Raw genomic sequence first — 26,996 nt, forward strand, 5'->3', positions numbered from 1 at the left:
CACACCTCATGTCGGAACTACTGACGTCACCTGTCGGAACCCACTGCCATCCTCATGTCGTCCGACAATCCTGGTGTCGCCCGACAGGATCATGCACCGGTCGAGTCTCGACCGGTGCATGATCAAAGACAGAGGATGGACAAAGGCAGTTCCCCTCTGCCAGGGGGAACTGCGGGGCGCCCGGTAAGGCGCGAGCGGTGGGGGATCTCGGGTGGCGTGGCTGACGGCGATCGGCGCTGACGAGCAGGTCGAGTACCGGCTCAAGGAGCGAGCCGGCTGTGACCTGCTGGTCGAGGAGCGGACCGAACTCGACGAGGGCACCGACCGGGCGGTCGACTACCGAACGCGACAAGAGGGGGAGACCCCGCTGGTGTGGATGGGCTCCGGTCTGGATGCCGTGGGGCTGTCCGCCGGGCAGGTCCTGGATGAAGAGGGCAAGGCGGCGGCCCGTCGTCTGATGAACGGCTGTCACCCCCGGACCGGGGCCAGGCTGTGCACGTCACGGAACGCCTCGCGCGCCCACCCGAAGGCCAAGCTGACGGTCGCCCGGGTCACCGCCGCGATCGAGGCCGCCGCCGCCCAGAGGGGTGTCGAGCCGGCCGCGCTCTTGGCGGGCAAGGCGAAGCAGCAGCGGCTCCTGGCCCAGCAGCAGCGGATGGTCCACCGCTTCGGCGAGGGGCATCGACTCCAGGTCGCCACACTCCAGAAGCTCGCCGGGGCCGCAGGCATCGACATCGCGGACGTGTTCTCCGCGGCCGAACTCGCGACGGCGCGCGAACACCAGGACGAGCGCGTCGACACCCGCGTCCGCGGCTTCGACCTCGTGCTGGACATCCCCAAGTCGGACAGCGTCCTCGCCGGGCTCCTCCCCGACGACGCCGAGCGCACGTACCGGACCCTGGTCCACAAGGCTGGCCGCGACGCCCTCGCCCTGTACGAGCGGTGGATCGGGTACTCCGTCGGCGGTGAGGACGGCGAGATGGTCCGGCTGGCGACCGGCGGTCTGCTCGCCTGGTCGACCGAGCACCGCAGCGCCCGCCCGGTCGGCGACGGCACCCCCGGGGACCCCCACCTGCATCTGCACATCAGCATCGCGAACCTCGGGCTGTGCGAAGACGGCGTCTGGCGCTCGATCGCCGCCCGCGGCCGGGACATGCACCGGCACGCGTCCGCGATCGACGGGTTCTTCAAGGCGCGGCTGCGGGCGCTCACGTACGAGCGGTTCGGGGTGCGGCGGGAGCAGGCGGAGCGGACCGGGGCGTGGGAGGTCGCGGGGATCCCCGCCGGAGTCCGGGACATGTACTCGCGGCGGGCGAGGGCGGTTGTCGAGATCGCCGGCGAGGGTGCGGGACGGGAGGAGATGGCGCGGGCATCGGCGGCCACGCGCCGAGCCAAACACCCGACCGGCTCGGCGGCGATGCGGGAGTCGTGGCGGGCGCGGGCCGAGTCGAGGGGCATCGACGTCGAGGCGTTGCTCGCCGCGGCCGCGCCGGGACCGCCCGGACCGGACGGCGGGGCCGGCATCGACCCGGTCGGGGGCGGCCCGCGCATCCCGCCGCCGGCAGAGCTCGCGGCGATCGTCTTCGACCCGGACACCGGGGTGACCGCGTTCCGGAAGGACTTCGACCGCGCCCAGCTCCTGGCCGCCGTCGCGGGCGCGTTGCCGTACGGGATCGGAGCCGACATCGGCGACCTCGACCGGCTCGTCGACGAGGTCCTGCGCGTCGAGGGGCACGCGGTCGCCCTGCCCCATCTCGGCGCCACCTTCATGTCCTCCACCGACCGGTACACGACCCGCGACGTCCTGGACGCGGAGGACGTCGCCGTCACCCAGGCGAGGTCCCGGTTCGGGGACCGCAGCGTCGTCCTGACGCGGGACCAGGTTGCGGCGGCGCTGTCCGTGTTCGAGGTCGCCTCAGGGTTCGCGCTGTCCGGGCAGCAACGCCAGGCGGTGACCCGACTCCTGACGGCCGGCCACGGGATCGAGGCCGTCATCGGCGTGGCCGGTGCGGGGAAGAGCACGCTCATGGACGCCTGCCGCATCGCGTGGGACGCCACCGGCACCACGTACGCGGGTGCCTGCCTCTCCGCGGTCGGCGCCCAGGGCCTGCAGGACGCCTCGGCGATCCCCTCGCGGACCGTCGCCGCCTGGCTCGGGCAGATCGAGACCGGCACCGGCCTCACCGGGATCGACGTCATGGTCCTCGACGAGGCCGCGATGACCGACGACCGCTCCGCGGCGCGACTGCTGACGGAGGCCGCGCGGACCGGCACCCAGATCATCGCGATCGGCGACCCCCAGCAGCTCCAGGCGATCGGCGTCGGCGGTTGGTTCCGCGAGGTCCACCGCCTGGTCGATGGCGAGGTCCTCACCGAGAACCGGCGCCAGGAAGTCGAGGCCGAACGGTCCGCGCTGGAGGTGTGGCGCACCGGCGACCGCCAGGGTGCGCTGGAGATGCTCGCCGCCGGCGGCCGGGTCCACGCTGTGGAGACCGCCGACGAGGCCCGCTGCGAGATGCTCACCGCGTGGGACGAACTGCGCCGACAGTGGCCGGGCGAACAGGACCTCCTGGCGAACCTGGTCGTCCTCGCGGCCCGCAACGCCGACGTCGACGCGCTGAACGCGGGCGCCCAGCAGATCCGGCGGGCCGCCGGTGAACTCGGCACGGAGCACACCTACGCCCTGCCCGGCGGGACCAGGCTGACCCTCGCCGAGGGCGACGTCGTCCGCGTCCGGATCAACGACTACCGTTCCCGCCGCAGCGAGGGACCCGACGTCCTCAACGGTTACCGCGCCGTCGTCGCCGAGGTCGCCGACGACCACCGCGTCCGGATCGAGTGGGAGGCCAAGGACCGCACCGAGTCGAGCGGCCGGCGGACCGAGACGGCGTGGATGAGGCCCGACGACATCGCCGCCGGCTCCCTCTCCCTCGGCTACGCGATGACGATCGCCGCCTCGCAGGGCATGACCTGCCACACCTCCCTGATGTACGGGCTCGGCGCGAACGCGTACGCGACGTACCCGGGCATCACCCGCGCCCGGCGGGCCAACCACCTGTGGCTCCCCTTGCAAGCCATCGAGACCGAGGACACCCAGGCCCGCCTCGGCGCCGCCCGGTCCGAGACCGAACTCCTCCAACGCGCCGTCCTCGCCTTCGCCCAGTACCTCGGGCAGTCCCGCCCGGACGGGATGATCTCCGACGAGCTGCGGGCCGCCCCCGAGCCGGTACGCCTGCCGCAGCAGGTCGAGCACGTCGCCGCGCGCGACGGAGCCGCCGGCGCTCTGCGCCGAGCCGAACGCGACCCGCAGGACCGCGCACCCCAGTCCGGCGGCCGTCCCGGTACGACCCGGGAGGAGACCGACGCCGACGTGCGACAGGCAGCCTCGGCCAGTGCCGCGCGGACCAAGCCGCCGTCCGTGCGGACGATGGCCGAGGAGGAGAGCAGGCGCGACGCCGACCGCCAGGCCGCCCTCGCCGACAAGCTCGCCGCCCGGCCCAGCCAGGAGCCGGCCCGCAGACAGAAGGAAGGCTCCGCCCATGCCGCCCTCAGTACCGAGCAGGAGGGGCAGGTCGCCCAGCTCAAGCTGGACCGGGAGATGCGGGAAGTGCCCGCGGCCACCGCGCGCCCGTACGGCCTGCGCACCGACGAGGAACTCGCCGGGAACCTCGCCTACTTCCTCGCCCAGGCCGAGGACTATCGGGTGAAAGCCGCAGCCGCCCGGGAGGCACACCAGGCGTTCAGGGACCAGCTCGATCGGGAAGCGGCCATCGGCACCACCCGGGGGCTCCGGTGGGCCAAGGACGCCGAGGCCGTCCTGCACACCGCCATCGCACTGCTGTGCACCCACCTCCAGGAAACGCAGAACGCCGAGAAGGGCGCCGACAACGCCCAGAAGGCCCGGGAGACCCTCCGGGAGGCCGAGAAGCACAGGAACGCGGGGTGGCTCGCCCTGCGCCTGGCCGGCACCAGCCGCAAGGAGCTCGACGAGCTGCACGCACATCAGCTGGGGCAGGCCGCAGCCGGCGACGCGGAGACCCAGCGGGCACGGGAGGCGAGCCGCGAGGCGATGCTCGCCTCCTGGGAGACCGTCCGTGCCGGCGCGTACGCGAGCCGGCTCGGCGCGACCGGCTACCCGCCCCGGGACGCCCACGAACTCGGCGAGAGGCTCGCCGCGATGCGCGCAGGGCTCATCCAGCACGCGCAGGACATCGACGGAGACAACGAGCGAAAGGCCGGCCGACTCCACGGCGACGCCGTCAGGGCAACCGAACAAGCCGCCTACTGGCACGGGCACGCCCGGTTGGCGATGACCGAACAGGCCCAGCGGCGGGAGATCGCCGTACGGTTCCCGCAGCTACACGAGCACGAGACCGCCGCACGTCTCGCTGTGGCTCGACAGCAGCGGGCTGCGGCGGCGGCCGAGCGGTCAGACCAACGGGAGGCCGCATGCCGGCACGCCCCTCCGGCGACTCCGTTGGGACCCCAGCAGCGAAGCCCTCGCGCGAGCTACTGAAAACGGTCCAGGCGCAACTACGCGCAGAGCCGCAGCAGTCTTACGGCTCGGGGGTGGCGCCGGGGCCGAGGGCTCGCCCGGCGACGACCTGGGGCGCTGCCGCTCCCAGGGGAGCGCTGGCCTTCGGGATCGTCGTCGAGAATCAGGTCGCGGTCCGTGTGGCCGCGGACCGGAGCGGGCGGCTCGTGCGGGCGGCCGCAGTGCGGTCAATGACGGCAGCCGGGGGCTTACTACCCCGGGGCGCCCGTCAGAACTCTGTCATCCACCGTGAATGAGAATGTTCATTACGTAGACGTGTCGATACTCGATGCCCCGGGCGTCCTCTCCGCTTCCGTCCGCCAGTGGTCGAGGTTCCGTCGAACGATCCGCACTTGAGGGTGGTCTTCGCCGAGCACCCGCACCATGGACTCCAGCAGGTCGGTGAAGGCCTGCGCCGCTCCGGCCGCGTCCCCCGACCGCCGCCGCCAGACGGCCAGGTTGTTCCGCGCGGTGAAGGTGTTGGGGTGGCCTTCGCCGAGCACCCGCATCATGGGCTCCAAAAGGCCGGTGAGGGCCTGCGCCGCTCCGGCCGCGTCGCCCGATCGCCCCCGCCAGGCGGCCAGGTTGTTCCGCGTGGTGAGGGTGGCGGGGTGGTCTTCGCCCAGCACCCGCACCTGGTCGGCCAGTAGGTCGGTGAAGGCCTGCGCCGCTCCGGCCGCATCGCCCGATCGCCCCCGCCAGGTGGCCAGGTTGTTCCGGGTGGTGAGGGTGTTGGGGTGGTCTTCGCCGAGCACCCGCACCACGGACTCCAGCAGGCCGGTGAAGGCCTGCACAGCGCCGGCCGCATCCCCCGCCTCCCCCCGCCAGGTGGCCAGGTTGCCCCGCGCGGTGAAGGTGTTGGGGTGGTCTTCGCCCAGCACCCGCACCATGGACTCCAGCAGGCCCCCGAACGCGGTCGCGGCGCTGGCCGCATCCCCCGCCTCCCCCAGTACGGTGGCGAGGTTGCCCCGCGCGGTGAGGGTGTTGGGGTGGTCTTCGCCCAGCACCCGCACCATGGACTCCAGCAGGTCGGTGAAGGCCTGCACAGCGCCGGCCGCATCTCCCGCATCCCCCAGCATGGTGGCGAGGTTGCCCCGCGCGGTGAGGGTGTTGGGGTGGTCTTCGCCCAGCACCCGCACCATGGACTCCAGCAGGTCGGTGAAGGCCTGCACAGCGCCGGCCGCATCTCCCGCATCCCCCAGCATGGTGGCGAGATTGCCCCGAATGGTGAGCGTGTCGGGATGGTCGGGGCCCAGGCGGCTGGAGGCGGTGTCGGCGAGGTGCTGGAAGTGGTCAATGGCGACGGTTACCTGACCGGAATCGCTGAGGCTGTGGCCAAGGCGGTACAGCACCGCGTGCGCGTCCGGCCGGTACAGGGCGTCTTGGGCGTGGCGGGTGAGGGCTTCGGTATTGGTGCGCAGGGTCTGGGCGAGGTCGGTGTCGCGTTCGATCTCGGGCCAAGCCGCCGTGAGGGCGTCGGCGGCGGTGAGCGCGGCCTGGTCGTGCTGGTGGGGGGTGAGGGTGTCGCGCGTGGCGCGCTGGATGAGCTGGTGTACGCGGACGGCTTGATGGGGGGTGTCCGGTTGGTGGTCGATGAGGCTGAGCCGGTCCAGGGCACGCAGGGCGCGTACCGCGTCGGCGGGGGAGACGGTGTCCGGTTGCGGGGCGGGGCTGGTTGCTCTCCGGTGTGCGGCGAGGTGGTTTCGGGCACTCTGGCTGGTCAGGACGTCCTGGGGGATGCCGTTGGCGTCGAGCAGGGCGGCCAGGTGAAGCATGGGCCGGGCCAGGCCGGCGGGGCGGAGCGTGTCGGCTCGGTCGATGGACAGGGACCAGGCGGCGGCGAGGGCGGTGGCCTGCTCATCGGGCAGGGCGTCGGGGGTGAGGTGGTCGAGTTTCGTGGCGCGGTCGGCCAGCAGGTCACGGTAGGCGGCGGCGGTCTCGCCCGAGTCGACGAGATAGGCGGCGGCCTGGGCCAAGGCCAGCGGCAGGTGCCCGAGGTCGCGGGCAAGGGCGGTGAGCTGGTCAGCGGGCTCGATCCGGCCATGGGCGGTCAGGGACGCGGTGAGATAGGCGACCGATTCGTCGGGGGTGAACAGGCCCACCTCGATCCGGCGGCGGCCTTCTCCGAACAGGGCTGCATCGCGGCGGCGGGTGGTGATCAGGGTCCGGCCGTGCGGACTGGCCGGCGGCCACAAGCTGTAGCGGTTGGCGGGGTCGTCCGGGTGGACGATGAGGTCGCCGGGGTCGGCGACGTCATCGAGGACAACCAGCCACCGGCAGGGCCGTTGCCCGGGTTTGGGGGCCAGCCAGGCCAGGAATTGTTTCGCGGCCTGCTCAGTGTCCTCGGGGTCGGCCCGACACAGGGCGACGCCGGCCTGCGCGTAACCGCTCACCACGGGCGACTGGGCGCTTGCGGTGACCCAGACCAGGACGTCCAGGCCTCCGTCGTCCCAAGCGGCGCGGGCGTAGTCTGCGGCGAGTTGGGTCTTTCCGACCCCGCCCATCCCGGTCAGTACCTGGGACAGTACGGCGGTCCCTCCTCCCTCGACCGCCGATCGCAGCCGGCCCACCTCCCCGCGGGACTGGAAGGACCGCGCCGGAGACGGGATCACACCGACCTGATGCGGCCAAGAGGCCGGCTCCCGCAGTGGGCGCTGCCCTACGGTCAGCGTTTCGATGCTCACCCGGTGGATGTAACCGGTGTTGACGACCGCGCCCTCCGAGCCGGTGGCGTTCCCGGTGCCGGACACCCGCACGGCAGCGGCTTCCGGCACCGGTCCGCGGTAGCCGGTCGACGCGCTGGCCCCGGATCCGGATGCAGCGTTTCCGGTATCGGTCACCGTGACCGCTGCGCCGGCAACGTCCGCGGCTGGTTGGCGGCTCTTGTCTCCCGTGCCCACGCGTCCGTCTCCCCGTTGCGTCTGTGCTCTTGTCGGCTGGGTGGTCAGCTGTAGTCGATGCCGGTGACGGCGCTGCTGCCGTTACCGTCGGCAGTGGCGTCACCGGTTCCCTCGGCGGTTGCCGACCCGAGCCCCTGACCCCCGGGACGCTTGACACCCGTCACAGCCGAGCCCCCGTCGGTCGTTCGTGCGCGTCCGGTCTGGTTCGCAGTGTCGTCCGTACGGTTCTCCGGGTGCTGAAACAGAGCCCAGACCAGGGCGGCGATGCCGGCGGCGGCCTGGACAGTGGCCCCGACCAGTTGCCCCGCACCCGGGCCATCGAGAAGCCAGATCACCGGTGTGGACAGGACACCGACCGTCGCCAACAAAATGACCGTGATCTTCCATCCCTGCGACACAACGGTTCCCCTCGCCAGACATGTTCACCGCCACATGACTGACGGCCCACCACTTCGCATTGTCTCGCGAACGCTTCACCCGAACCAGAAGAACCCAATTCTTCGGCAACGCGGTCCCTGTGAGACCCGGCGCCCGCCATGTTGCCCAGCCGGGCCCCCGCACATCGCCGAACCGTGGCCGGGCCGGGACGCCCACAGGTCGCCTGGACGGAGTTCCGATCAGAAGATGCCGGCCTGCAAGAGCTGCGTGAGGTCGTCGAGGATCGCGCGCAGCCAAGGACTGCGGACGGCCGGCAGGCGAACCAGCGTGTGTTGGAAAGTGCCCGGATCGGCCCGGAAGAGGTGACGTGCGTGTGGCGCGGGGGAGTCGAAGTCGTCGCGGAGGACGCCGTCGGGTAGGACGCCCGAGGCGGGCACGGGCAGCTCGGGCTCGGGGAAGGCCAGCCACAGCCACACGCCGAACGGAAGCGGTACGAGGTACGCGGTGCTGTCGGCCGAACCCCACACCACGCCGGTCTGTGGATGGGTCGGCACGAGGAGGATGTCGGCCTGTCCGTCGGGAACTGGTCGTCCTGGTCCGGCCAACACCGCGCGCCGCGCCTGCGAACCCGCCGGCAGCATGGTGTCGAGCGCCCGCTGGAACACTTCCCCGGCCAAGCCGTCCGGGACGACCACCGGCCGGCCCTCCGAGGCCGTCAGCAAATGGGCGAGCGCCCGGCCGGCTGCCGCCTCCCACTGCGGGCTCCACGACCACACGTGGTTCGACCAGTGGCCCGCATTCAGCCGCAGCCCCCACCCGGCGAGCGGCTCGAAGGGAGGAGTGCCCCTTGCGTCCGCCATCAGCTGCGCCCAGGAGGACGGAACAGCGTCGGCTCCGTCCACGGGTAGACGGTGTACGGCGTTCGGGGCGAGCCACAGTGCCTGCCAGAGCGAGCAGTCGTCGATGCGGCTCGCCACGGGCAGCGCGCACTCCGCGCAGGCCACGTTGGGACCGTCGGCTCCGTCGAGGCCGCAGCAGTAGCCACCTCCCCGACCTTCCGGGACCAGCACGGTGTTGCGGGCATCGCCGGGAGCGATGGCGATTGCGCCCGGCAGGCCGTCGGACAGGGCGTAGACCGGCGCGTGGACACCGCGGGCGGCGGCTTCGTCCGGATCAAGGTCCTCCCATGTCCGCCACGGCGGGCCCCAGGGCTCGGAGTCGAGGGCGAACGTGCCCGACTCCATGAGCACCGGGAGCTGAGTCCCGTTCCCGTACTTCTGATGGGCATGGACCGGCAGGGCCACCTGGGACAGCGCGGTGGTCAGCTCAGCGCCGCACCCCGCACACACGAAAACGAACAAACGTCCTCCGTCTGGGAAACAGAGGCAGCATCGCAGCTCGGCAAGGGCCGGCCAATCCATTTCTCGGGCGGTCGCGGTCGCCCGGGCGATGACGATCCGTCACGCCAACACGTCGCCGTCCTCAGCAGGCACTGCCCCGAGGAGCGGGGTCGGCGGTCTCCCGAAGCTGTTGCAGATGCTCCCGCATCCGAGGGACTGCCCGGGTCCCGGCGCCCTGCACCTCGGTGAAGACCTCGATGAGATCGCCGGCGACCCGAACCGCGTCCGGGGCGGGCAGTGCCTTCCACATGCTGTAGGCCCTGCGGACCGCGAGGTCCGTCTCGGGGTGTTCGGGGCCGTGGAGGCCTGCGTGCAGGCGGACCACGTGCAGGTACCAGGCCACCGCGCTCTCGTGGTGACCGGTCATGAGCGTGAGGTAGGCGCGGACCTCCCGGATCCGGATCGTCTCGATGTGCGCCTCGCCGCGTGCGGCCGTGGTCGTGGCGTCGAGCTCCTCGGCGAGGATGTTCGCCCGCGCGAGGTCGACGGCCGCGGCCGCCTGGATCTCGGCCAGGTGTCCGGCGACGTCATCGCTCACGGTGGCCGTGTTGTCGACGGCAACCGCGTCCTCTACGAGGGAGTCCTCGGCGGGGAAGTCCGCGGCGGGGGAGCCCGCGGTGGGTTCGGTGGCTTCCGCGCCCGCCCAGAACCTCGGGTCGACGACGCCCCAGGGGCGGAAGAGGGGTTGATCGGCCATGGGAGTTCCGCCGTCGCTCGTGTCGGTCACCAGGCCACCACTCGGCGGATGCCCGTGGCCCGGGTCATGTAGTGGGTCGAGTTGCGCCAGCTGCTGTACGGGACGATGCGCGTCCGGACCCCGGTGCGCGGGGATTCGATCAGCAGACCCGACCCGATGTACATGCCCACGTGCCCGGGACTGGCCGCAGAGCCGTCGCTTCCTGCGTTGAAGACCAGGTCGCCCGGCTTCGGGTTGTCCAGGCCGACCTGGATGGGGAGGTTGATCTGGTCGAAGGTGACGCGGGGGATGTCGATGCCCGCCGCCTTGTACGCCTGTTGCATCAGGGAGGAGCAGTCGCACCAGTGCTTCGGGAGCGCCCCGAGGGCGTTGGTGCAGTCGCCGCCGAGCTGGTACCAGCCGCCCTTTTGCGCGAGTGCCCAGGCCACGGTGGTGCGGACCTGCGGCGGGGTGTCCGAGGGGAGCTCGAAACCGGCCGGCAGCTCGACCGCCGCACCGCTGCCGCCGACTCCCGAAGCGGTGTACTTCACCGACTGAGCCATGATCGCCTTGACGTACTTGTACGTCTGTCCCTGCGCGAACCCGATGGGTGGCACGCCTTGAACTGGTCGACGCGTCCCCAGCCCGCGTTGTAACCGGCCAGGGCCAGCTCGATGGGCGACCCGTTGTACTGGGGATGTGCCTTCGCCGTCCTGAGTAAGCCGCACATCATGCGGCCCTGACTCGGGATGGCGTCCTTGGGGTCCCACACGTCCTTGTCGCCGTCGCGGTCCCCGTCGATCCCGTGGCGGGCCCAGGTCTCCGGGATGAACTGGGCGATCCCGCTCGCGATCGGATTGCCGGCGGAGTCCCGGGACACCGCCGTCGGGTCGAACTGACTCTCGGCCCAGATTTGTGCGGCGAGGATCGACGGAGGAAGGCCCTGATCGCAGGCTGCCGCCGCCTCCAGGATGAGGTCCGCGTACTGGGCCGGGACACCGGCCGCAGCCCGCCGGACGACCCATGGTGCGGCTGCGGCCATCTGCCATCCGGTGGCGGAGAGCCGGTACGCGGAGGCGGCCAACCCGCCTTCTCCGCCGGCGTCCGCGACGATGTCGGCGGCCGGCCGGGCCGCTCCGGGCGGCTGCTCAGGGGTCCACCGCGGGCCGAACAGCAGCTGCCCCGAACGCACCACGCTCGTCCGGGCGATCGCCACGGCGGGATGCGGGTCGGTCGTCGGAATGGACACCGGCTTCCCGTTCAGGCCCTGGGCCTCGCCCCGGGAAGGCTCCTTCGGATGGCTCGTGTCCACGAGGGCCTCCCACCCTTGGGCGGCGGTTCTCCAGGCCTGCGAGGCCGCCCTCAGCTCCGCTGCGGCGTTCTTGAAGCCGTCCCGCACCGCTCCCTCCTGCATGTCCGCGGTGACGTGGAGCAGGGTCCGCCCCGCCAGCAGCCGGCCCATGGCATTCCAGCGGGAGATCTGCTGGAGATCTGTGCCGCTCAACCGCTGTTCGGCGCGGTCGTGGAGGGCTTCGTACGCGGCGCGAGAGAGGCGTTCGCCGTCCTCGGCAAGGAGGCTGGTGAGGGCACTGGTCGGATCCGCCGGCCTGCATGGGTGGGCCGTACCGGGAGGGCCGCTGAGAAACTCCCGAAGACGCGATCCGTGTCGGGGGAGGAGGCCCGCACGTTGACGGACGCGCGGTCGAGGGAGCGCCAGGCCCGGTCAAGGGCAGCGCCTGCCCGTGGATATTCGGCTTCCTGAGCCAGCCGATGCACTACTTGACCGGCGGCCCAGGCCACTTCGGAGTACCGACTCGCCAGGTAATCGAAGGCGTCCTGTTCCCGCAGGAGGTAGGCGTACGGAGTCAGTGGCGCCCGGTCGGGGCCCAGATGACTGCCGATCGTGTCCCGCACGGCCCCCACAGCCTGCGACGCGGCAATAACCCCCTTGGCTGCCGGGCCGCCCGTTTCTGCCTGCGGGGACAGGTACTGCCGCGCGGTGCCCAGCGCACCCCGGGCCTGCACCAGCCACCCCCTCAGGTCCCGCTCCATGTCGGTCAGCTTCCGCTCCTCCGACGTGGGAACCGGCGTGTACGCCTGCGGGCCGAGGCCGTCCTGTACGCGTAAGAGCAGACCGTCCACTTCCCTGGCGGGCAGGGACCGTTCACCGGACTGGAGGGATCCGAGCGGCGTTCGCGCGACTTGGCGCAGATGCGTGACGGCGACGTCGAACAGGTCCCCGATCGTTGTCGTTGCCACGTCAGCCTTCCCGGACCCTGGCCAGCGCCGCAGCCGCATCGGACGCGAGCTCGGCAGCCCGAGCCAGAACGTGCGCTCCCGCCTCGTCGCCACGCAGCCCGGACAGCGCCCCACCGACGTGCTCCAGGAGCCGTACGTACGGTACGAGGCCGGCGGTGCCAGGGGCCGGCGGCGAGAACGTGACCGGCCGCCCGGTCTCCGGCAGCGGAAGGAGACCCCGGGCCTCCGCACACTGCTGCGCGGCCACCATCGCCTGCAGTTCGTCGCTGCCCTCCTCGAACGTGATCCGGTCGCATACTTCGGTCGCCATGCGGAGCGCGTCCCAGGCCGTCGCCAGTACCACTGCCGCGTCCTCGGAGCCCAGCCGGTCTTCCAGTTGTTCCATCGCGCATGCGGACATCGACATCTCCTCCTTCGTGTCGGAACAGGCCTGATCGTCCCAGCCCGAAGCCCACCGCCGCATGCCCTGTGGATAACCCCCGGAGACGGGCGGGCCCCGGGTACCGGGCAACACCTGTGGGCGGTTCATCCCTGCGGGTGCGGGGAGCAGAAGGCCTGCACCCTGAATGGCCCTGCCCGATGGAGGACGCTCCGGACCCGCACCCACAGCAGAGGTCCTCAGGTTCGGCCGATTCGCCAACACGGCTGCCTGGTGTGCGAGATCGTCCGACGAGGGCGGGGAATCCGCCCACGGTGCGGTGTGGGAGGTACTGGTGGAGAAGGACGAGATCTGGACGTCTGACGAGTACGGCAAGTCGCACGAGGGTCGGGTCGGGACGCTCCTGGCAGACGGAAGCAGTCCCAAGCCGGTGTACTTCGACTCGAACTCCGGCAGCTTCGGTTGGGAAGTCCGCCACTGGTCCGTCTACGACGGCGGCACCCACCCCCGGCGCCCCCAAGCCGACGCTCTGCAGGGGGAGTGCTCGTGCGGCTGGCGGGGCGAGCCCCGCACCGTGGACTGGACGACGACCGGCGATCTCCCCTTCCGCGAGCACGGCTGGGAAACAGTCGGCGAATGCCAGGACGACTGGGACCGGCACATCACAGCCGTCGCCGCCACCACCGTCCCCCTGCCCGCCGAACTGGAGACACTCCTCCAGAACGTCGCCGAAGCCATCGAGCGGCTCGGCCAAGACGCATCGACCTCCGCCCTGAAAGCCGCCCGCACTCTGGAGCTCATCGCCGGACGCACGGCGCACGGGCCCGCCCACGACGCCCGTGGGCAAGACCCAGACAAGGTAGCCGCCGCCCTGGGGCTGAACGTCGACGACTCCCGCGCCCTCCTGGCCCGCTACGGCGGCTGGAGCCATTACTGCTGACCACCCGTTCCTGGCTGACCAGCTGCTCCTGCGGCCGGGGATCAGCCGGAGGCGATCACAGCCCGCCCGCCCGGGCGGACTGTGATCGCCTGGCCGAGGCGCAGGTCAGGCGCGAGCACCTCGGTCCTGGCCGAAGGGCCGTCACGGGGCGCGTTCGTAGACGACGGTGGTGAGGCATTCCTCGGCGAGCCCGAGCCCGAGCCAGCAGACGTGCACCCTGATTGCTGCCATCGAGCGAGACCAGGGAAGCGCAGCCTCACAGTTCATGTGGTCGACAATGACCGCATGGACGTCCCTGAGCTGCTCGAGTCGGCTTCCCTGCTGGTTCCGGAAGAGACCGCCACCGAGAACGACATCACGGTGGGAGACATCTGGGACTACCTCGTCCACGACGAATGGGATGTTGCCCTGGCGCTGCTGGAGGAGCTCGCGGACGCTCGCCCGCTTCCTCTGGCGTTTTGGGAGAAGCTCGCCGAAGCGGCTGAGCAGCTCCGGCTGGAACGGAGCGCGGCTTGGTGCCATTGGCGGTGCTCCGAGATCCGCAACGGCATGATCCGCGCGGACCTCACACTCCGCCCTGCCGCCGAGGCGCGACGCAAGACGCCAATCTCCGGCGCCGGTGTTCTGCGACCGATGTGGGACATCGGACACCTCTCGCCCACCGGTGAACGAGCGGTCAGCGTCGCCGCGCTCTGGGTTGAGAACATGCCCGTGCTGGAGCCCGGCGGCCGGGCCACGATTCGCCTCCTGCCCCTCACCCCCTCCCATTGGACGCACCTCCAGCCCGGCCGGCAGATCACCATGCATGAGGACCGATCCGTGGCCGGCACCGCAGTCATCCTGGAGGTTCACCGCCCTGCCGCCGCGAAGCCGGCGCGATGACGTGACTGGCTCACGGCCTCCCTACTGGTGTACGTATCTCCGTGACTTGGTGGAGGGCATACAGGGGTACGCCGACATCTCCCCGACGGGGAAGTGACGCCGAACCCGAAGGCGCCCGCAGCAGGTGGTCAACCGCGCTCATCCCCGCGCGTGCGGGGAGCAGAGGACCGGGGTGGCAGCGGGCCTCGTTCCCGGGAGGGGGCAGCCCTCACGTCCTGCTCGGCTGGATCATCTTCCCCTTGGGCCCGTACGCGAGGGCCGCGGACTTCATCAGGCCCCGCACCGCCTGCTTGCTCGTGCGCGGTGTACGCGGCGCTGTTCGGTCGCGCTCCTTACTCGTCCGCCATGGTGGCGAGGTCGAGGGTCTTGTCGCAGCGGCCCGGCATCGCGACGGCCGAGCCGAACTCCGTCCCGGGTGCGAGCGAGCCGCACAGCGTCGCGAACAGGTACGCGCTGTCCAGGGGCTGCGGCAGAGCTGCACCACGTGCCGCATCAGCCGCGTCCACGCTGCCGCGTGCGTACCGCCGCGTGAGGTCGAAGCGGAGGTGACAGCCACCGGCCATCGATCTCAGGTACAGCTCGAGGGGGTTCGCATACGCAGACAGCAAGGCCGTCGTCAGGTTGTTCCCGGGGTCCCGCCGCGCATGCGCCACCGCAGCCGTGAGCCGCTTGGTCATGGCCGCCGCGGCCGCAGACTCAGCTCGACCAGGCCCCGGGTCCGCTCCACCGTCAGACCCAGCAGCTGCGCCACCGCCGCCGTCGAGACCGGCAGCGCGAGATCCGCGACCAGGTCGCCACCGCCACGCGCACCGAATCTGTCCAGCGCACGCTCCACCGTCGAGCGCAGGTGACCTTCGGGCACGCTGCACGGATCGTGGACCAACCGTCGGTCCCTCCGAAAGTGAACGGCATAAGATGGGCAGCAAGTACATCGCTGTGCGCGATTCTGCTGAATGACAGAATGGCACCATGCGTGTACTTATCGTGACGGCAGGGAGCTGGGGGGACGTAGCTCCCTACACCGGACTCGGAGTACGGCTGAACTCCGCGGGACACGAGGTGGCAGTGGCCACCCACGACCGCTTCCATGACGCGGTGACGGCCTGCGGACTGGACTTTCGGCCCTTGCCCGTAGATCCCAGGCAGGAACTGGCTTCTGCGGCCGGCCAAGACCTGGCCCGATCGATGAGCCCGGCGGTGGCGATGGCTCGTCTGATGCGGATGGTACGGGCCTTCATGCCCCGGCTGGCTGCCGGCGTCTGCGACGCCGTACAGCAGGGCACCGACGTGGTGCTGACCTCGACCATTACCGACCCCATCTGCTCAACACTCGGAGAGGCGATGCGGCTGCCGGTCATCGGTGTCTACCTTCAGCCGATCCAGCCCACGACGGCCTTTCCCCCGCTGATCACCCGCGCCCGCTCGATGGGCGCCTTCGGCAACCGGCTCGCCGCCCACGCCCTGTAGGGCCGGCACCGAACCGATCTTCACCCCCGCGGTCGGCAAGCTACGCCGCGAACTGCGCCTTCCCCGCCAGCGGTTCGGCGGACCGTTGGGCCTGCCGCGTGGGCATACCGTCCTGCACGGTTTCAGCCCGCGGATCGTCCCCCGCCCCACGGACTGGCCCCAGGGCCATCAGGTCTGCGGCTACTGGTGGCCAGAATCCCCGCCCGGCTGGCAACCCGAACCCCGCCTCCTCGATTTCCTCACCGCTGGCCCGCCCCCGGTCTTCGCGGGCTTCGGCAGCTTCGTCGCCGCGGACGCCGAACGGCTCAGTACCCTCATTGCCGCAGCCTTCCGTCGAGCGGGGGTACGCGGCATCATCCAGTCGGGCTGGAGTGGTCTTCGGGGCGAGGGCGACGACCTGATCACCGTCCAAGAGGTCCCGCACGCCTGGCTGTTCCCGAAAACCGCCGCCGTCATCCACCACGCCGGCGCCGGCACCACCGCGGCCGGGCTCCGCGCCGGAACCCCCGCCGTCGCCGTCCCCGTCCAGCTCGACCAGCACTTCTGGGCCGCCCGTCTGCACACCCTGGGAGTGGCCCCGCCCCCATTGCGCTACCAGCGACTGACCCCCCAACGCCTGTCCGAAGCCATCGTCACCGCAACGCGAAACCCAGCCCTGGGCACCAGCGCCCGCCGGCTTGCCAGGGACCTCGCCGAGGAGGATGGCGCACGAGACGTGCTCACCGCTTTGGAACGCCTCGCTTGACGCTACGCGGCGCAGACGTGGCCGGTGCTGCCATCCCGTACGAGGAACTGCTGTGGCCGAACGCAACACCGTCCTGCGCAGTCTTCACGACGTGGGCTCGGCCGCCTGGTGGGCCCCGGCTCGGTACTGGTTACCGTGGATCGTTCTGTGCGGAGCCGCCTGAGGGGCGTGATCCGCACCGCCAGTACGACGGAGGCGGAGATGGCGAGGAGCCCGAGAGAACCAAGCAACAGCCGTTGGCCGTCCTTGCGTAGGAATTCCATCGCGCCCCCTCGGTGACCTACCGCCGGACCTCAGTCCTTGACGCCACAACCCGGGGGCCTCGCCTGTTACGTGCCCTCAGCCGTCACCCGATCGGTGCCCAGACTGAAGAAGCGCAGTGACGAGAGCGAGGAACGGATTGGCGTCATCTGTCGGTCAGCTGCTCGATGGCCTTGAGAGCCTGGCCAGATCCGTTCTCGGTCACCAGGTGTTGCGCCGCTTTTGCGGTAGCTCGACTGTGTGCCTGCTGCTTCACTACTTGGTGAAGTGAGTCGGCAAGCCGTTCGGCGGTGAGGGATCGGAAGGGGATTGGGTCGGTGGCGGCGCCTATGGCGGCAAGTCGCCCCGCCCAGAACGGCTGGTCCGCTGTCACCGGTACGGTGACCGCGGGCACTCCAGCGCGCAATGCGGCGGCAGAGGTGCCGGCCCCGCCATGGTGTACCACCGCGGCCAGCCGTGGGAACAGCAAGGCGTGCGGTACGTCCCCGATGGTGAGCACGTCGTTTCCGTCGGCGGCGAGCCCGGCACTGCCGGATTGGAGGATCCCGCGCAGCCCGGCGCGGCGCAGGGCTTGCACAGCGATCTCGCTCAGCCGTTCCCCGTCGCCGGACGCCATGCTGCCGAAGCCGATGAGGACGGGTCGGGGTCCGGCACGCAGGAAGTCCTCCAGATCAGTGGGCAGCCGTTCGGCCGCGTCGTGAGGGGGCCACCAGTTGCCCACGACCTCCAGGCCGGAGCGCCAGTCGGAGGGGCGAGGCACCAGGGCCGTGCTGAAGCCGTGCAAGATGGGCCAATTCGCCTGTTCCTGCCGCTGACGCATCTCGGAGGGCGAGGTCGGGGGTAGCTGGAGGCGGTGGCGCAGCTTTGCGACAGCCTGTTCGTAGACGCGGTCGGCCATCCGCAGTGCGAAGCGTCCGGTGGCTCGGTTGGCGAGACGGCCCAGTGAGCGGGAGCCTGTGACGACGGGCGGGAAGTCGCTGGTGGGTGCGGTGGGTTGGAGGTACACGCCGAGGTTCGGTGTGCCCGTGGCCTCGGTGAGGTGCCAGCCGAGCGGAGCCGTGGTGGTCGTCAGCAGGAGCAGGTCCGTGCCATCGTCCATCACGTCGGCGAAGCCCTGACCGAGTTCGGTGATGAACGCGGCAGCGGTGCGCATAAGCTCACGTTTGCCTGTGACGCCGCCACGCACCGTTGTGTCGGCGGGGAGGCTGCGAAATTCCAGCCCTGCGTCGCGTACGAGGGGTGCGAAGGTGTCTGTGGTGGCGAGGGCAACGTCGTATCCGGCCCGGCACAGTTCGGCGCCCAGACCCGTGTAGGGCGCGACGTCGCCGCGCGATCCGGCCGCGGCGATCAGGATCCTCATCGGTTCTCCTCGGAATCGGTACGGCCACCCGCGTGGCGGGCCGCGTTGGCGTGAACCGCCTTGCGCGTGTAGGCGGCCAGGCCCGGGCGTTGCTGCGACGCCGGTATGACCAAAGCGAATGCGCGGGGGTCGGCGACGAAGTCGTCCGCGATGCGCCCGTGCATGTCGGGTGGGCAGGAGGTGAACCATCGTGAGATGTGCAAGCGGTGCTCCTCGGCGAGGTCCATGGCCCGCTCGCCGTTGCTCAGCTCCCCCTCGTCGAAGGCCGCGAGTAGCTCCGCGCGCCAGGCGGCGGCCTCGCCCATGAGCCGGCGCCAATCCTCTTTGGTGTGAGCAGCCGCGCGCGCCATCGCTTCGCGCTGTCCCTCCGAGTGCGCCCACTTCAGTTCTGCCTCGGTGGCATAGCTCAGGTCGAAAGTGATTTCACCGAAGACCTCGAAGCGGTCCTGAGGGGTCAGGGACACTCCGGTCTTCTGGACCTCTATCGCCCGTTCCGCCACCTCGGCCAGCCGCTGCAGCCTGGCGATCTCCTCACACAGTTGCCGCTGCCGGGCCCGGAGCCGTTCCAAGGCGTTTACCTGCGGATCCTTGAAGATCGCGGCGATCTCGTCGAGGGGGAAGCCGAGCTCACGGTAGAAGAGGATCTGCTGGAGACGGACCAGGTCAGCCTCACTGTAGAGCCGGTATCCGGCGTGGCTGCGGTCACTGGGCGAGAGCAGCCCCGCCTTGTCGTAATGATGCAGTGTCCGCACCGTCACCCCGGCGAAGGCCGAGACCTGCCCCACTGAGTAGCTCATCCACCTGCCCTTTCGTCGGTACACAGCCTCAAGCCTGACGTAAGGGGAGGGTCAACTTGCGCTCGCTGCGCCTCGGGGTTGAAGAACGGGGAATGCGCCCGGGCCGGTCGAACGTGGCCAGCACCGCCGCCCGCTCGACGACCAGAGCGGCGACCAGGTCCCGCAGCATCGTGGTCTTGCCCGTGCCAGGAGGACCGTTCACGGAGAACATCCCGCCCTCGTTTCCCGCCCGGTCTGCGAGCATGCGGTCGATCGCGAACTGCTGGCTCAGCGCGAGCGGGAACCGCGCCGGTGCGGGCCAACGGCCGGCCGGAACCAGGTCCGGAGCCACCCCTTCCAGGACGATCCCGCGCTCCCGGCGTACATCCGTACGCGCCCCCACTGCGACGGAGTCGAGCTCGGTCAGGTACGCCTCCAGTGCAGGGCCGATCCCCTTGCCGATCCCTTTGCCGACGGCCGCGGACACCCGGGCCAGATCAGGCGGGAGCAGACTGTTCAGGAACGGAGCTGCGGCGGCAACCTTCGTCCGCGGGTCCTTCGGCCGGTGGACCAGCCTGCTGCGTACCCGGATCACCTGCGGCCGCAGATGACCCTGTACCCCGCACAGGTCGGCGATCTGCGCGGTTAGGGCGACCAGGTCGGCGAACCCGAGCGCACGGAGAGTGCTGCCGCTCCCGGGCTCCGTCGATGCGTCAGGAACACCGGCCGACGCCCCCACGGGAACGCTTCCGGCACCGTCCGGCCGCTCGGACTCCGCCTGCTCCTCGGCGGGGCGGCGGGCCGCGACCCAGTCCGCGGCGCGGCGAACCAGGGGCTCCGCCGCGCCCTGGAGCGCGGCGCCGGCGACCTCCCCGAACAGGGCCCCGACCGCGCCGACGGCCGCGCCGCCCAGGATCTCGGCGAGCAACCGCTGCCAGCCTCCGCCGTCGGATCCGCCCGGTGCTCCCGCCGCGCCGTCGGATCCGGGCCACCGCTCGGACGCCGTTCCGGCGGCCGGTGGCGTGGGTCCGTAGGCGATCGCGGTGGCCGTGAGCTCGTCGATCGCCCGGCCGAACGCGTCGTCGAGCTCATCGAACCCGTCCAGCCACCCCGGCTTGGACGGCCCCGGATCGAAGAGGCGACCGGTCGCCCAGGCGCACGCGGAGACCACGGAGGTGTCCTCGATCGGCCGGCCCTCATCGTCCAGGACCAGCGCGAACATCGCGCTCTGGCCCAACAGCACCAGCTCGGTCTGCGGAACTCCGGGGTCGGGATCGGTCCCTGCGGGCAGTACCGCGATCATCGCCTGTCGGAGCAACTCCAGATCGAAGACTCCGCAGTAGACCTCATGCCGCCACATCCGACCGAACGGTGCTCGCTGTTGCCCCGTCTGCGGATGGTCCGCGGCCCACGGCAGGAGCGGCGGTACCCGACCCGGCCCGGGCGTCAGGTCCACGACGTACTCGTCCCTCGGCCCGGAGCGCGCGGCGGGACGTCGGCGGGGCAGCGCCGGGATGGTCGGCGGACTGAACAGCTCGATCGCGCGCCAGCACTCCAGTAAGGCCCCCCGCCGCTGGTCCTGCGCGTGTCCACTCCGCACCCACTGCCCCCGTGTCCCACGCGCGGCCCCCGGCCGCTCCCCTGAAGATCAGCTGCACCGCCGAATCTACCGGACCGTCACCAGGGCCCGGCCCGGGCGGCAGCGGCGCCTCCGACGGCGGAACGCCCGGGGGAGGGAAGGTGCCAGGGGCGCAGTGGAATTCAGGCGGGCCCGACTGCCGGTACGAGAGTCAGGGGCGGTGCGTGCTTGTCCAACGCGAGAGCTGCCAACGTCAACAGGGCTGGGGGCTACGGCACGACCCGCTGTCCTGAACGGTCATGCCGCCGACTGGCGACCACGTACTCCGCAGCCAGTCGAGGACGGCGGCCTGTACCCGCCGCAAGAGACGGCCGAAAGATCATCCCTGCGGGCGCGGGGACCAGTCGCCGGGCTTGAGCTCCTCGGGGACGTGCACGGGGTCATCCCCGCGCGTGCGGGGAGCAGTCCGTCGGCGGGGTCGACAACGGCCCGAGGCCGGGGTCATCCCCGCGCGTGCGGGGAGCAGGGCAGCGTCGCCTCTTCGTTGTAGGCATACGCGGGGTCATCCCCGCGCGTGCGGGGAGCAGCCGTTGACTTCAAGTTCATGACCGACCAGATCGGGGTCATCCCCGCGCGTGCGGGGAGCAGCCGGAGGCGAGCAGCCGGCCCACCGACCTGGAGGGGTCATCCCCGCGCGTGCGGGGAGCAGGACTTCGGCAGCGGCGCCACCCACCACATCGAGGGGTCATCCCCGCGCGTGCGGGGAGCAGGCCACCTTCTCCTCATAGGGCACGCCCCGCTGGGGGTCATCCCCGCGCGTGCGGGGAGCAGTCGCCCAGGCGTCACGACCGCCACTGACGATCGGGGTCATCCCCGCGCGTGCGGGGAGCAGAGGTTCGGCTCCAGGCCGTGGGCCGCCGGGTTGGGGTCATCCCCGCGCGTGCGGGGAGCAGGCTTGCTGAGCTGCGACGATATCTTGCTCAGCTGCCGTTCTGACTCACTTCTGCCGAATCCGGCATACGGGGTGAATGGCACATCCAGGCGGCGAACATCAAGACATGGCGTCCCGGACGAAGATCTACGGCGCTTTTGCCCGGAATGGGCGCGACCGCCTGCCGGGCAGCCGCCTGTATCTGGAACGCCGGCGCCTCCGCTGTGACCACCGCAACACCACCAAACCAGCGGCGGCAGTTATCGCTCTGTTCTGTTGATTCCGCCATTCCGTGCGAAGAATCGTGCAGAACGATCGTTACGGCAGTCTGTGCTCCGGTTGGGTGGCGAGATGGTTGAGAGCGCCCGGTGGTGCGCCGGTGTGCGGTGATCGTCTTGTCCGTGTGCGCTCTGGGTGGGTGCGACGCTCACTGGATGTCAGAGTCGTGGTCGCGCGGATTGCGTGTAGGGCGCAGGCGAGAGTGACGGAAATGTCCGTGATCGGTAACCGGCCTTGTCGGGCGCTGCGGCGGGCCGGGTGGCGGGTCGAGAGTGTGGGCATCGGCCCATCGACGGGCCGGGCACCCGCACTTGGTACGTGATCCGTATCGGCGGGTGAAGTCCTGCTCTTGAGGGGCGTCCACCGTATGTCTGCTTCGTCGAATGTTCGTCGTGTCGCCGCGACCGTCCTCGCCGCCGGTGCCATCGTCTCCGCCGCCGCGCTTCCCGCGACGGCTGCAGATCGGGGTCGCCAGCACTCGAGGGTGGAGATCAGCCGGGTCCAGGCCGACAGCCCGGGACGCGAAGACCATTCCAACCGCTCCCTCAACAACGAGTGGGTCGAGATCCGCAACACCACCCGCCAGCCCGTCAACCTCCGCGGCTGGACCCTGCGCGACGCCGACGGCAACCGCTACCGCTTCCACGACATCCGCATCGCCGGCCGCGCCACGATCCGCGTCCACACCGGGACCGGCCGCGACTCCCGCACCGACGTCTTCCAGGGCAAGCGCGAGTACGTCTGGGGCAACCGCGCCGACACCGCCACCCTGCGCGACGACCACGGCCGCACCGTCGACACCGACTCCTGGGGCCGCCGCCGCTAACCAGGCCTCGGCCCGCCGCCCGTAAACGGGCGGCAGCCGAACTCTCGTGGAGACCTTGTGCCGGGCAGCTCGAAGCTGCCCGGCACACCCATGCCCGGTCGCCCTCGGAGACTTGGAATCCGGCGCGGCCGCAGCTCACCGTCCTCACCCCGCTACGCGTCTGATGGCATCAAGCCACTTCGCGGTTCCGCCAACGGGACACGGCACATGGACCTGCTCGTGCGCTGGACGGATGGTTCGGTCTCCCTTTTTCAGGGCGCCGACCACAACGATCCCCAGTACCCCTTCGCCGCCGAGCACAAGGTCGCGACGCCCAACAGCGTGTGGCGGTACGCCCGCGCACTCACCGCCGGAACCGCCGCCCCCGGCCCTGCGCGCGACGTTCTCGTGCGCTGGACGAACGGTGGGCTCAGCCTCTTCCCGGCCATCGACCACACCGGAACGCACGCGGAAGTGAAGCTCGTCGAATAGCCCCGCTCACCATCGAGGGCGCCAACGATCCGGGAGAGGGAGAGACCAGGGTGTCGAGCGCTTCGTGCAGGGGTACGGGCCTTCAGGCCCCTGCGCGTTGGCGGCCCCCACCCAGGCCCGGCCGGAGGCCCGGAGAGTAGCGGCTGGGCGCGCCGGCGTCGCCGGCGCGAGGTAATCTGAAAGTACGCAGGGGGCGTGGTCGTGGGGCCGTGATCGCAGATGCTGATGCCTCCAAGACTTCCTCTTTCCCTGGATTCGCTCGCTGACCTCATGGCCAGAAGCACCGGGGCGGCCGGTCTGCGGGTAGGGCTCGTGGACGGGCCGGTCATGGTCGGCCATCCAGGGCTTTCCCGGGCGAGGATCGAGTGGTTCTGCCCGCGGGATGTGGCGGATGCCGCCGCGGATGACGTAGCGGCCGTGCACGCCACCTCCGCCGCAGGCGTACTGGTGGCCGAGCGCAGCTCGGGTGCCTTGGGCATCTGTCCGGGCGTCACCCTGGTCACCCGTTCCGTCTTCCGTTCTCCTGCCGCGCGTTCCGCCGGCGCCGCCACGTGGTCAGAGCTGGCCGACGCGTTGGTGGAGCTCGCGGACGCCGGCGTACGCATCCTGAACATGAGTCTTTCGCTCGCAACGGCTACCGCGGACGGACACCGCGCTGTGCAGGACGCCCTCGACTACGTGGCTGCTCGCGGGGTGGTCGTGGTGGCGGCAGCCGGCAACGAGGGTGCGGTCGACGGGACGGTCGTCACGCGCCACCGGTCGGTCGTGCCCGTGGTGACCTATACGCGGCAGGGTCGGCCGGGCCGGATGAGCAACGTCGGGCGGTCCATCGGTCAACGGGGGATCGGCGTCGTGACGGACGGGATGGTGAGCCTGGGCCGGCGCGGACAGGTCCTGCCGTTCGGCGGTACCAGCGCGGCGGCCGCCGTCGTCACCGGGGTCACGGCCCTCATCTGGTCCGAGCTCCCGAAGGCCGCGCCCGAGGAACTGATCGACGCGTTGAAAGGGGGCTCGTCACGCCGCACATCGGTCGTGCCACCCCGGCTGGACGCCTGGCGTGCACTCGAGTCGTTGCTCGCTACACGACGCTGACTCGGCAAAGGGCTCGCGACAGGACGCTGACTCGGCAAAGGAAGGAGCCTGGAGCTCATGGACGGAACCACGGCATCCGCGGGCGAATCAGCCCCCGTCGTCACCGATTCGTCGGCCGGGAGTGCGAGGCGAGGCGACGCCTCCGGGGAGCCGGCCGCTCCCGGGGTGTACCTCGCGTCCTCGGCCGTGAACGATGCCCCGCAGCCCCACGGAAAGTCGGCCTGCGGGTGCGGTGGTGGCTGCGGTGGGACCGGCCCCGCACCCGCCGACGTGCGCCCGTTCGAGACGTACTCGCCGTTCGTGTACGCCTTGGGACGGCTCGAACCCCGCATACCCAGCCTCGGGGTCGAGAAGGAGCTCGCGCAGGCGACCGGCCGGGCCGAGACGACCAACCTGACGGACAGGCAGACCATGCACGCCGTCCTGTCGGATCCCCAGAGCCGCTATCTCGCCAGGCACCTGTGCTACGTGCTGACGATCGAGGGAATCGACGCGTACGTCCTGCGCCCACGTGACCCCGCGGACTACGACCTGCTCGTGGACGCGGTCGGCATGTCACCCCGGGCGAGTGACCTCCACGTGGTGATCGGGCTACGGGGCCCCGTCGCCCCGCCCGACCTGTGCAACGGACTCATGCTGCCCGTGGTGGCGTTCGATCAGGTCTACGCCTTCGACACGGACTCGCTCGTGGCGGGTCTGCCCAAACCCGACGACGTCGACGAGGAACCGTTCCGCTCGGCCTCGCGGGAGCTCTTCGACCGGGTGAGACAGATCGCCGACAACGCCGGCTCGTCCGACGAGCATCGCGCCCTCAACTACTGCGCGGTGCGGTACGCACAGATCTACGCGAATACCGCTCACGCCTTCGCGTCGGGGCTTTCGCTCACGGCCATCGAGACACGGCCATCACGCCTCAGCGGCAGCAGAAACATCCAAGACGTGGTGTTCTCCTACACCCATCGGACGACCGACGTGACGGAGAAGTACTTCATCCGTGTCGACGTGACGGAAGTCTTTCCCTTCCTCGTGACCAAGCTGTCTCCGTACTACGACCGGTAACCGGCCGGAGGGAGGTCGGTGGCATGACAGCCCCAACCGCCACGGCGGACGCCTCGCTGTACCGCACGAGAGGCGTGTACCGGTCGGCCCCAAGGGTGCGATCGGCCCCAGCGGTGCGATCGGGCCCGGGCACCGTCGGATCGGGCCTGAGCACCGTCGTACTGGCCGGGACCTGCTACGACGAATGCGTGAGTGACTGTGGCCCCGAGATGGAGAGCCACGAATGCGCACAGTTCTGCCAGATCGAGTGCGCACCCGGGCATCCTCCGCCGTGCCATGGAGAGCTGTGCCTCTTCGGCCCGCAACGCCACTGCTGCCCCTACGGAAGTTCCTGTTCCTTCGGCTACGAGTACCCGTCGGGACGGCAGCTCATCGGCTGCTGTGCGCCCGGGCAAACAAGCTGTAACGGCGGGTGCTGCGCCGAGGGGCGACCGTGTTGCGGCAACAAGACCTGGCCGCCGCCGAAATGTTGTGCTCCCGGCGAGGAGTGCTGCGACGGGGTCTGCTACACACCGGGCCAAGGGGTGGTGTGCACGGGCGAGGGCGTCTGTCCTCAAGATCGCCTGTGCGGCGCGGGATGCTGCTACCCGGGGGAAGTGTGCAAGAACGGCACGTGCTGCAGGCCGGGTCCTCCGTGCCCCGGTGCCGTGGGCGGGCGGTGCTGCGAGGGCGAACAGTGCACGGGGAACGGTACGTGCTGTCCTCAGGAGCGGTACACGGCGACACTGGGCTGCTGCCGGCCGGGGCAAGTCGCATGCAAGGTGAAGGTGTGGCCCCCGCCCGGACCGGACTCCGACCCCGCACCGTACATCCAAGAACAATGCTGCCCGCCAGGCTTTACGTGTGCGGAAGGAGCCTGCTGCCCGCCCGGCGAGTGCTGCGCGGACAACACGCCGTGCCCCCCGGGAAAGCACTGCGACAAGGGCAAGTGCTGCGCACCGGGGCAGCAAGCGCAATTCGACCCCACCACGGGATCACTTCGCTGTTCCTGAAGCCTTACGGAGGAAACGTCTCCGTACGACCTGCTGACCGGTAACCGGCAGGAAGGAGGAAGGTGACGATGCCGGCCCCCACCCCCACAGCCGCTTCCTCGCTGTACCGGACGAGCCACACGTACCGCTCAGCCCCCGGTCGGCAGCACTCCGGCCCGAACGTCGCCTTGGCCGACAGCTGCTATACGGACTGTCTCTGGAGCTGCCGACTGGAGGGGTGGGACAGCTACGAGTGCAAGAAGTTTTGCAGGCAGGCGTGCTTCGGCCCTCCGGCTTGCGTGGGAGAACTCTGCGTTTTCGGCCCGCAACGCCGCTGCTGTCCCTTCGGCAGATCCTGCTGCCTGGGCTACGAGCACCCCTCCTTGCGTCAGATCATCGGCTGCTGTGCACCCGAGGACGAATGCTGTTCGGGACAGTGCTGCCGGCCCGGAGAGAAATGCTGCCGCGGCACGTGCTGTTCCCCCGGCCAGGAATGCTGCGGCGGAGAGTGCTACACACCGGGCCACGGGGCCGTCTGCACAGAACACGGGCTGTGCCCCCAGACCCGCCTCTGCGGCGCGGGCTGCTGCTCACCGCAGGAGCAGTGCATCGGCGGTAAGTGCTGCAAGCCAGGCCCTTCATGCGCCGGCGGCCGATGCTGTGAGGGCGAGCTGTGCACTCCGGGCGGCACATGCTGCCCACAGGAGCGGTACACGACAACGATGGGCTGCTGCGAACAGGGCCAGGTGGCGTGCAAAGTGCGCATATGGCCCCCGCCTGGCCCGGACTCCGACCCCGAACCGTACGTCCAGGAACAGTGCTGTCCGCCCG

At 70.6% G+C, this 26,996-nt stretch carries 22 protein-coding genes and 1 CRISPR repeat array; of the genes, 9 read left to right on the top strand and 13 right to left on the bottom strand.

From position 1 onward, the window contains the following. Nucleotides 1-211: 211 nt before the first annotated feature. Entirely contained in the window at nt 212-4,516 is a 4,305-nt protein-coding gene (mobF, locus tag ACIRO3_RS29630) for a MobF family relaxase (protein ID WP_404141818.1), read from the top strand. 284 nt (nt 4,517-4,800) lie between these two features. Here the strand turns inward: mobF and fxsT are convergent, their stop codons facing one another. From fxsT to ACIRO3_RS29670, 8 genes are all read right to left on the bottom strand, one after another. Next, nucleotides 4,801-7,308, bottom strand: a complete 2,508-nt coding sequence (gene fxsT, locus ACIRO3_RS29635; RefSeq protein ID WP_404141820.1) for an FxSxx-COOH system tetratricopeptide repeat protein — start codon at nt 7,306-7,308, stop codon at nt 4,801-4,803. 170 nt (nt 7,309-7,478) lie between these two features. Continuing rightward, nucleotides 7,479-7,832 (bottom strand): hypothetical protein, encoded by a 354-nt coding sequence (locus ACIRO3_RS29640; RefSeq protein WP_404141822.1) that lies wholly within the window; start codon nt 7,830-7,832, stop codon nt 7,479-7,481. Between the two features lie 219 nt (nt 7,833-8,051). Next, nucleotides 8,052-9,173: a hypothetical protein gene (locus tag ACIRO3_RS29645; protein WP_404141824.1), complete on the bottom strand. Its 1,122-nt coding sequence runs from the start codon at nt 9,171-9,173 to the stop codon at nt 8,052-8,054. 121 nt (nt 9,174-9,294) lie between these two features. After that, nucleotides 9,295-9,909: a hypothetical protein gene (locus tag ACIRO3_RS29650; protein WP_404141825.1), complete on the bottom strand. Its 615-nt coding sequence runs from the start codon at nt 9,907-9,909 to the stop codon at nt 9,295-9,297. A 26-nt stretch (nt 9,910-9,935) separates the two neighbouring features. Further along, nucleotides 9,936-10,451 carry a C40 family peptidase gene (locus tag ACIRO3_RS29655; protein ID WP_404141827.1) on the bottom strand — a complete coding sequence of 172 codons (516 nt, stop codon included), beginning with the start codon at nt 10,449-10,451 and terminating at the stop codon, nt 9,936-9,938. Next, nucleotides 10,436-11,392, bottom strand: coding sequence for a lytic transglycosylase domain-containing protein (locus tag ACIRO3_RS29660; protein ID WP_404141829.1), 957 nt, complete (start codon nt 11,390-11,392; stop codon nt 10,436-10,438). The genes ACIRO3_RS29655 and ACIRO3_RS29660 overlap by 16 nt, the downstream gene beginning before the upstream one ends. Then, nucleotides 11,389-12,147, bottom strand: a complete 759-nt coding sequence (locus ACIRO3_RS29665; protein WP_404141831.1) for a hypothetical protein — start codon at nt 12,145-12,147, stop codon at nt 11,389-11,391. The genes ACIRO3_RS29660 and ACIRO3_RS29665 overlap by 4 nt, the downstream gene beginning before the upstream one ends. Before the next feature lies 1 nt (nt 12,148). Then, a complete protein-coding gene (locus tag ACIRO3_RS29670) occupies nt 12,149-12,553 on the bottom strand; it encodes a hypothetical protein (RefSeq protein WP_404141833.1) in 405 nt (134 codons plus the stop codon). A gap of 307 nt (nt 12,554-12,860) precedes the next feature. On the opposite strand from ACIRO3_RS29670, the gene ACIRO3_RS29675 reads away from it, so the two are divergent. Both ACIRO3_RS29675 and ACIRO3_RS29680 read left to right on the top strand, forming a co-directional pair. Continuing rightward, on the top strand, nt 12,861-13,466 hold the full coding sequence (locus tag ACIRO3_RS29675; protein WP_404141835.1) for a hypothetical protein: 606 nt from the start codon (nt 12,861-12,863) through the stop codon (nt 13,464-13,466). 285 nt (nt 13,467-13,751) lie between these two features. Next, on the top strand, nt 13,752-14,348 hold the full coding sequence (locus tag ACIRO3_RS29680) for a hypothetical protein (RefSeq protein ID WP_404141837.1): 597 nt from the start codon (nt 13,752-13,754) through the stop codon (nt 14,346-14,348). A gap of 332 nt (nt 14,349-14,680) precedes the next feature. Here ACIRO3_RS29680 and ACIRO3_RS29685 read toward each other — a convergent pair whose 3' ends face one another. Together ACIRO3_RS29685 and ACIRO3_RS29690 are read right to left on the bottom strand one after the other, a co-directional pair. Beyond that, nucleotides 14,681-14,854 carry a hypothetical protein gene (locus ACIRO3_RS29685; RefSeq protein ID WP_404141839.1) on the bottom strand — a complete coding sequence of 58 codons (174 nt, stop codon included), beginning with the start codon at nt 14,852-14,854 and terminating at the stop codon, nt 14,681-14,683. Nucleotides 14,855-15,021: 167 nt separating this feature from the next. After that, on the bottom strand, nt 15,022-15,210 hold the full coding sequence (locus tag ACIRO3_RS29690) for a hypothetical protein (RefSeq protein ID WP_404141841.1): 189 nt from the start codon (nt 15,208-15,210) through the stop codon (nt 15,022-15,024). Nucleotides 15,211-15,317: 107 nt separating this feature from the next. On the opposite strand from ACIRO3_RS29690, the gene ACIRO3_RS29695 reads away from it, so the two are divergent. Both ACIRO3_RS29695 and ACIRO3_RS29700 read left to right on the top strand, forming a co-directional pair. Next, nucleotides 15,318-15,815 carry a glycosyltransferase gene (locus tag ACIRO3_RS29695; protein WP_404141842.1) on the top strand — a complete coding sequence of 166 codons (498 nt, stop codon included), beginning with the start codon at nt 15,318-15,320 and terminating at the stop codon, nt 15,813-15,815. An 85-nt stretch (nt 15,816-15,900) separates the two neighbouring features. Continuing rightward, nucleotides 15,901-16,560, top strand: a complete 660-nt coding sequence (locus tag ACIRO3_RS29700; RefSeq protein WP_404141844.1) for a glycosyltransferase — start codon at nt 15,901-15,903, stop codon at nt 16,558-16,560. 406 nt (nt 16,561-16,966) lie between these two features. Here the strand turns inward: ACIRO3_RS29700 and ACIRO3_RS29705 are convergent, their stop codons facing one another. The 3 genes from ACIRO3_RS29705 to ACIRO3_RS29715 are packed head-to-tail and all read right to left on the bottom strand — an operon-like array spanning nt 16,967 to nt 20,557. Further along, nucleotides 16,967-18,181, bottom strand: coding sequence for a glycosyltransferase (locus ACIRO3_RS29705; RefSeq protein ID WP_404141846.1), 1,215 nt, complete (start codon nt 18,179-18,181; stop codon nt 16,967-16,969). Beyond that, nucleotides 18,178-18,978 carry a MerR family transcriptional regulator gene (locus ACIRO3_RS29710; RefSeq protein WP_404141848.1) on the bottom strand — a complete coding sequence of 267 codons (801 nt, stop codon included), beginning with the start codon at nt 18,976-18,978 and terminating at the stop codon, nt 18,178-18,180. Before ACIRO3_RS29710 ends, ACIRO3_RS29705 begins: the two co-directional genes overlap by 4 nt. 28 nt (nt 18,979-19,006) lie before the next feature. After that, nucleotides 19,007-20,557 carry a hypothetical protein gene (locus ACIRO3_RS29715; RefSeq protein ID WP_404141850.1) on the bottom strand — a complete coding sequence of 517 codons (1,551 nt, stop codon included), beginning with the start codon at nt 20,555-20,557 and terminating at the stop codon, nt 19,007-19,009. Nucleotides 20,558-20,911: 354 nt separating this feature from the next. Next, nucleotides 20,912-21,489: a CRISPR direct-repeat array (repeat unit 29 nt; unit sequence GGGGTCATCCCCGCGCGTGCGGGGAGCAG). A 741-nt stretch (nt 21,490-22,230) separates the two neighbouring features. Here ACIRO3_RS29715 and ACIRO3_RS29720 point away from each other — a divergent pair. The 4 genes from ACIRO3_RS29720 to ACIRO3_RS29735 all read left to right on the top strand — a co-directional run bounded on the left by ACIRO3_RS29720 (nt 22,231) and on the right by ACIRO3_RS29735 (nt 25,194). Next, on the top strand, nt 22,231-22,572 hold the full coding sequence (locus tag ACIRO3_RS29720) for a lamin tail domain-containing protein (protein ID WP_404141852.1): 342 nt from the start codon (nt 22,231-22,233) through the stop codon (nt 22,570-22,572). A gap of 207 nt (nt 22,573-22,779) precedes the next feature. Continuing rightward, nucleotides 22,780-23,043 (top strand): hypothetical protein, encoded by a 264-nt coding sequence (locus ACIRO3_RS29725; RefSeq protein WP_404141854.1) that lies wholly within the window; start codon nt 22,780-22,782, stop codon nt 23,041-23,043. Nucleotides 23,044-23,313: 270 nt separating this feature from the next. Further along, nucleotides 23,314-24,135: a S8 family serine peptidase gene (locus ACIRO3_RS29730; protein ID WP_404141856.1), complete on the top strand. Its 822-nt coding sequence runs from the start codon at nt 23,314-23,316 to the stop codon at nt 24,133-24,135. A gap of 57 nt (nt 24,136-24,192) precedes the next feature. Continuing rightward, the gene (locus ACIRO3_RS29735; protein ID WP_404141857.1) at nt 24,193-25,194 is read left to right on the top strand and encodes a hypothetical protein; all 1,002 of its coding nucleotides are present in this window, start codon (nt 24,193-24,195) and stop codon (nt 25,192-25,194) included. The last annotated feature ends 1,802 nt before the right edge of the window (nt 25,195-26,996 follow it).

Source organism: Streptomyces sp. NPDC102278, assembly GCF_044766345.1.
GTDB lineage: Bacteria > Actinomycetota > Actinomycetes > Streptomycetales > Streptomycetaceae > Streptomyces.